The organism is Humibacter sp. (genome assembly GCF_051954055.1).
Lineage (GTDB): Bacteria > Actinomycetota > Actinomycetes > Actinomycetales > Microbacteriaceae > Humibacter.
This window is the reverse complement of record NZ_JBQCIE010000058.1, coordinates 1-5,890: the sequence shown is the minus strand read 5'-3', so window position 1 is coordinate 5,890 and position 5,890 is coordinate 1. Positions and strand designations below refer to the sequence as shown.

5 protein-coding genes are annotated in these 5,890 nt (G+C 67.7%); all 5 read right to left on the bottom strand.

Annotated features, from left to right (window positions below; translation table 11 throughout):
- Positions 1–318 precede the first annotated feature (318 nt).
- A complete protein-coding gene (locus ACTHNC_RS07475; protein ID WP_440293969.1) occupies positions 319–1,377 on the bottom strand; it encodes a LacI family DNA-binding transcriptional regulator in 1,059 nt (352 codons plus the stop codon).
- A 55-nt stretch (positions 1,378–1,432) separates the two neighbouring features.
- Positions 1,433–2,266 (bottom strand): carbohydrate ABC transporter permease, encoded by an 834-nt coding sequence (locus ACTHNC_RS07470; RefSeq protein WP_440293968.1) that lies wholly within the window; start codon positions 2,264–2,266, stop codon positions 1,433–1,435.
- A 1-nt stretch (position 2,267) separates the two neighbouring features.
- The gene (locus tag ACTHNC_RS07465) at positions 2,268–3,224 is read right to left on the bottom strand and encodes a carbohydrate ABC transporter permease (RefSeq protein WP_440293967.1); all 957 of its coding nucleotides are present in this window, start codon (positions 3,222–3,224) and stop codon (positions 2,268–2,270) included.
- Positions 3,225–3,312: 88 nt separating this feature from the next.
- Complete coding sequence (locus tag ACTHNC_RS07460) at positions 3,313–4,662, bottom strand: ABC transporter substrate-binding protein (protein ID WP_440293966.1); 1,350 nt, start codon at positions 4,660–4,662, stop codon at positions 3,313–3,315.
- 308 nt (positions 4,663–4,970) lie between these two features.
- Positions 4,971–5,890, bottom strand: a 920-nt coding sequence (locus tag ACTHNC_RS07455; RefSeq protein ID WP_440293965.1) for a LacI family DNA-binding transcriptional regulator, incomplete at its 5' end; no start/stop codon positions are given.

The window sequence follows — 5,890 nt, the reverse complement described above, 5'->3', positions numbered from 1 at the left end:
CTGCGGCCCTCGGCAACGCGTTCGGCGCAGCCGTGCCGTTCCTGTTCGGCGCGATCGTGCTCGTGATCTCGACGCTGATCATCGTGTTCGGGCGGCGCGCACTGCGTCGCGCAGACGGTGCGATCGAAGACGTGGAGCAGCGGGCGGAAGCGATCGGGATCGGCGACGCCGACTGACCTCGCTCACCCGCCGAATCGCGACGGAGCGGGTTCACGACGTCGCATGGTCGGCCGGAGAACAGACGATGCGCCGGACATATCCGCTCGATAGTTCCGGCGCATCGAGCTATTTCCGGCGCATCGTGCGCTGGATCGGCGGCTATGCCGCGGGTGGCGATGCCGGGGTGAGTCGCGAAGGGGCAGCCGCCGGAGCGGAGGCGGGCGCCGCGACCGGGGGTGCGGCGGTGCTCCCGCGCACGATCAGCTGCACCGGCATCCGCACCGATCGCTTGACCGGGGTGCGTGTTCGCAGCTCCTCGAGCAGCATCCTGGCCGCCAGCGCGCCCTGCTCGAACGGGTCCTGCGCAACCGTGGTGAGCTCGAACGGCGCGGCCAGCCGGTGGTCGTCGATGCCGATGATCGAGAGGTCCTCCGGAACCTGCAGCCCCGCGCTCCTTGCCGCCACCATGGCGCCGATGGCCATCTCGTCGGAATCCGCGAAGATCGCGGTCGGCCGCGGGCCGGGGCGCTCGAGCAGCTCGGCCACCGCTCTTCGCGCGGTAGCGAGGTCGAACGCACCGTGCACGGTCCACTCCGGGCGGTTCTGCAGTCCATGCGCGGCCAGAGCGTTCTGGAATCCGCGCCGCCGCTGCTCCGGAGCATCCTTCGTGTATCCGGGGATCGCGTCGCCGGCGACGTGCGCGATGTCCCTGTGGCCGAGCCCGATGAGGTGCTCCGTCGCCATCCGAGCCGCACCGAGCTGGTCGATGGCGACGTGCCGAAGGCCCCGGACGGCGCCGCCCACGATCACGGTCGGATGCCCCGTCGAGGCCAGCTGCCTGCGCTCCTCAGCGCTGAAGTCGACGCAGAGCGCGATGAGGGCATCCGTTCGCTTGCGCAGGATGCTGCGGTCGAAGACCCGCTCCCGCTCGCCATGCCGGTCGCCGAGATTGAACAGGATGAGGTCGTACCCCGCGCGCCGCAGCACGGCGTCGACGCCCTCGAGCACGGTCGAGTAGAACCACAGCTCCAGGGTCGGAACGACGACGCCCATCGCCATCGTCCGCCCGGATGCCAGCCCCGCGGCACTCGACGACGGCACGTATCCGAGCTCGGCGGCCGCCTGACGCACGATCGCCCTGGTCGTCTCGGAGACGTTCGGCAGCCCGCGGAGCGCCCGCGAGACCGTCGCCGTCGACACGCCGGTCGCTCTCGCCACGTCGTTGATGCTGCTTGACGCAGGCAGCTGACGCGGGGGCGAGGCATCCATCTGTTCAGCCCTTGACGGCCCCGGAGGTGAGGCCAGAGACGACGGACTTGCGGAACACCAGCACGAGGATGGCGATGGGCACGACGGCCACGGCGCTCGCGGCGAAGATCGCACCGTACGGTGTCACATGGGCGTTGCCGAACAGGGCGATGCCGACCGGGATGGTGCGGAAAGCGTCGGCGCTGTTGAACGACAGGGCCATCAGGAACTCGGTCCAGCACGCGGTGAACGCGAAGATGCCAGCGGTGAACAGCCCGGGCAGCGCCATCGGCAGCACGATCGACCAGACGGTGCGGATCGGCGATGCGCCGTCGATGCGGGCCGACTCCTCCATGCTCTTCGGCACGCCGATGAAGTAGTTGCGCAGGATCCAGATGGCGAACGGCAGGTTGATCGCCGCGTACGGCACGAACAGGGCCTGGTAGCTGTCGAGCCAGCCGATGTCGCGCATCAAGAGGTACAGCGGAGCGATGAGCGCGATAGCGGGGAAGACCGAGAGCACCAGCAGCGACACCATGATCGGGAACCGGCCGCGCATCGGGAGGCGCCCGAGCGCATACCCGGCGAGGGTTCCGAGCACGAGCACGATCACCGTCGCTATGACCGACACCACGACAGAGTTCAGGATGTAGTGGGCGAATCCGTGGTCGACGAACGCGACCGCGTAGTTCTCGACGCTGGGCGGCGTCGGGAACCACTGCGGCGGCTGAGCGGAGACGCCCGCGGTGGTCTTGAAGCTGGCGGCGAGCATCCAGTAGATGGGCGCCATCACGAAGATGACGATGAGGGCGGAGCTGATGGCCAGCCCCCAGCGGGCGCCGAGCGAACGTTTGCGCATGTCAGTCTCCCTCGTTCTCGCTGACCTGTGATCGGAACACCTTGAGGAACACGAGACAGCCGATCACCACGAGTGCAGCGGTCGTCACCGCGACGGCCGCCCCAGGCCCGAACTTCAGGTCGGTGAACATCACCTGGTAGCCGAGCATGGCCAGCGACGTGGTGGAGTTCTGCGGCCCGCCCCCGGTGAGGACGAACGGAAGGTCGAACACACCGAACGCCTGCAGGATGCGGAACAGCACGGCCAGCGCGATCGTCGGCCGCAGGAGTGGCAGCGTCACGCGCCAGAACGTCTTCCACCCGCTCGAGCCGTCCATCTCGGCGGCCTCGAAGACATCCTTCGGCAGCATCACCAGGCCGGCGAGCACGATGATCGCCACGAACGGGGTTGTCTTCCAGATGTCCGCGATCATCATCGCGATGATCGCCGAGACCGGTGACCCGAGGATCACCGGCGAGCCGAGGCCCAGCGCCTGGAAGATGGCATCCGCCGCGCCGTACGTCGGGTCGTAGATGTAGTCCCACAGCGTGGCCGAGATGACAGTGATCAGCGACCACGGCACCAGGAGCATGGCCATCATCCAGCCGCGCGCCGCGCCCAGCTTCTCGAGCACGAGTGCGATGAGCGTGCCGAGCACGAGCTCCACGATCACGGTGACGACGGTGTAGCCGACCGTGAAGAGCAGGGCGTACTGCCACAGCGGACTGGTGAAGACGATGCCGTAGTTGGAGAGTGTGAAGCCGTCGATCTGGAAGCCGCTGCCCAGAACGTTCACATTGCCGAAGCTCATCACCACGGAGAACACGACCGGGAAGATTGTGACCGCGGCGATGACGATGAGCGCGGGAGCCGAGAAGCCCCAGCCGATGCGCGCCATGAGTCGTCGATACGCACCCTTGTGACGCAACTCGGACGGCATCGCGGTGCGAAGCGGTGCGCCCGTACTCGTGGTTGACATTCTCGAGTCCTCCTTGGCTCGCCGGTGCTGCGGCAGTCACACCGGTGGTGGCTGCCGCAGCACCGTCTCGAATGATCGGCCGAAGCGCCTACAGACCGCCGCCCAGCGCACTGGTGATGGAACTGTTGGCCGTCTTGATCGCGTCAGCCGGTTGCGCCGAGCCGGACAGCACACCGTTCACCGCCGTGTAGATCGCCTTGCTCACCTGCGGGTAGTTCGGCGTCTGAGCCGGGCGGGGCACCAGCTTGGTCTTCGACACGATCGCCAGCACGGGGTTGGCGTTCTTCACGGCGGAGGAGGAGCGAACCGCCGCATTCGTCGGGATCTCGCTGAACTGCGTGGCAAGCGTGGTCTGGGCGTCCTTGCCGGTCATCCACTTGATGAACGTCAGGTCAGCCGCGACATTCTTGCTGTGCGGGTTCACGTACAGGTTCCAGCCGCCGATGTTGGAGTAGCCGGGCGTCGGCTGGCCCTGGAAGGTGGGCATCGGTGCGACGCCGACCTTGCCGACCACCGCCGAGCCGGATGCCTGCGAGTTGGAGTACGCGTAGTCCCAGTTGCGCAGGAACAGCGACTGACCTGCCGCGAAGGTGTTCATCGACTGGGTCTCCTGGAACGTCGACTCGGCCTGGGGGCTGATGCCGTCCTTCACGAGGCTCTGCATGAACGTGAGCGCCTTCGTGGCAGCCGGACTGTCCAGCGTGGACTTCGTCTGGTTCTTGTTCAGCACGGTGCCACCGGCATCCGACAGGAACTCCATGAAGTTGCAGGTCGCGCCCTCATAGTTGTCGCCCTGGAAGACGTAGCCGTACTTGACCTCACCCTTGCCCTGCACGGTCTTGGAGTCCTGAACGAGCTCCTCCCACGTGGTCGGAACCTTCAGGTTGTTCTCCTGCAGGAGGTCCTTGCGGTAGTAGAGGAAGCCCTGGTCCTCGAAGAACGGTGCCCCGTATACCTGCCCCTTGTAGGTCGCGCCGTCGACGAGGCCGCTGGCGAACCCGTCCCAGTAGCTCTTCGGCAGGTACTTGGAGAGCGGAACGGCGAGCTGGTGCGCGCCGAACTGCGCCGGCCAGATCACGTCGCCCATGTAGACATCTGGTCCGCCGCCGCCGGAGATCTGAGTGGTCAAGGTGGCACGGTTCGTGTCGGTGTTGTTGGGTGCAGACACCAGCTTGACCTTGATGTTCGGATACGCCTTCTCGAAGGCGCTGATCAGCACCGTGCGCGGATCGGCGCCGCTCGTGGTGATGGGGCTCGCCCACCAGGTGATGGAGCCCTTCGTCGCGTTGCCCGATGCGGCGCTCGTCGACGTGGACGTCGCGCCGCCTCCTCCCGAGCTGCACGCGCTGAGCACGCCCACCGTGGCGATCGCGGTGGCTATGGCCGCGACCTTCATGATGCGCCCGCGCCCGAGGGCTCGCGTGATGTTCTTCGACATGATCTCCTCGTCTTCGTACCGACTTGGTCGCGTGGCGTCGCGTCGACGGCGTGCGGGCACGCCGAAGGACGCGTGCACCGACGCGACCTGGATGGCACACCGATCAACCGGAGGGCGAGGAGCCTTGGCCGCTTTGGGGCGTCGGCCGGCTGCTGGCGCTGCATTGCGAAGGGTTCAGCGGGTCGCCCCCGGTTGAACGGTGTCGGGCCGGGACGAGCCGCCCGGCACATTTGCGAAACTATGCCCGCCGCGGAGGCGCTGCAAGCGCTTGCGGGCCGCGCTTCAGTAACGAATCCCGGAGTGTTCTCTCAGGTTCGCTCGCCCGTCGAGCGAGGGGAAGCGGTGCTGCCCCGGTCGAGGAATCGCACCGGATGCCGCACCGCACGCGGACGTGCGGGCTCGCCGCCCAGCTCGGCCAGGAGCATCCTCACCGCGATCGCTCCCTGTTCGACGGGGTCCTGTTCGAACGTGCTGAGCGAGAACACCTGTGAGAGCGGATGACCGTCGATGCCGATCACCGAGACGTCCTGCGGCACCCGAAGCCCGTGCGCCCACAGCGACAGCAGCGCACCGAGCGCCATCTCGTCGCTGCCGGCGAAGATCGCGGTCGGATGACGGTGCCCGGCATCCAGCATCGCGTCGACCGCCCGGCGGCTCACCGCCGTGTCGAACCCGCCGTACAGCACGAGCTCGGGTCGCAGCGGCAGCCCGGCGGATGCCATCGCCCGTTCCCAGCCCGTCCGCCTGGCCTGCGGCACGACGTGGTTCAGCCCCTCCTCGTCGTCGCCGCCGAGGAATGCGATCTCGGTGTGACCGAGCTCGATGAGGTGCTCGGTGGCGGCGCACGCGACTCCGAGGTCGTCGATGCCGATGTGCCGGATGCCGCGCACCGGTCCGCCGACCACGATCGTCGGATGTCCCGTTGAGGCCAGCTGCCTGCGCTCCTCTGCGCTGAAGTCGAGGCACAGCGCCACGAGCGCATCCGTGCGCTTGCGCAGGATCGAGCGGTGGAACACCCGCGACCGGTCGCCGCCGCGGCCGCCCAGGTTGAACAGGATGAGGTCGTAACTCGCGTTCCGAAGCTCCCGGTCGATGCCCTCGAGCACCGCCGTGTAGAACCATCTGCTCACCGAGGGCACGACGGCGCCCATCGCCATGGTGCGGCCGGTCGCCAGCCCGGCCGCGCTCGACGATGGCACGTACCCGAGCGCGTCGGCGGCCCGTCGCA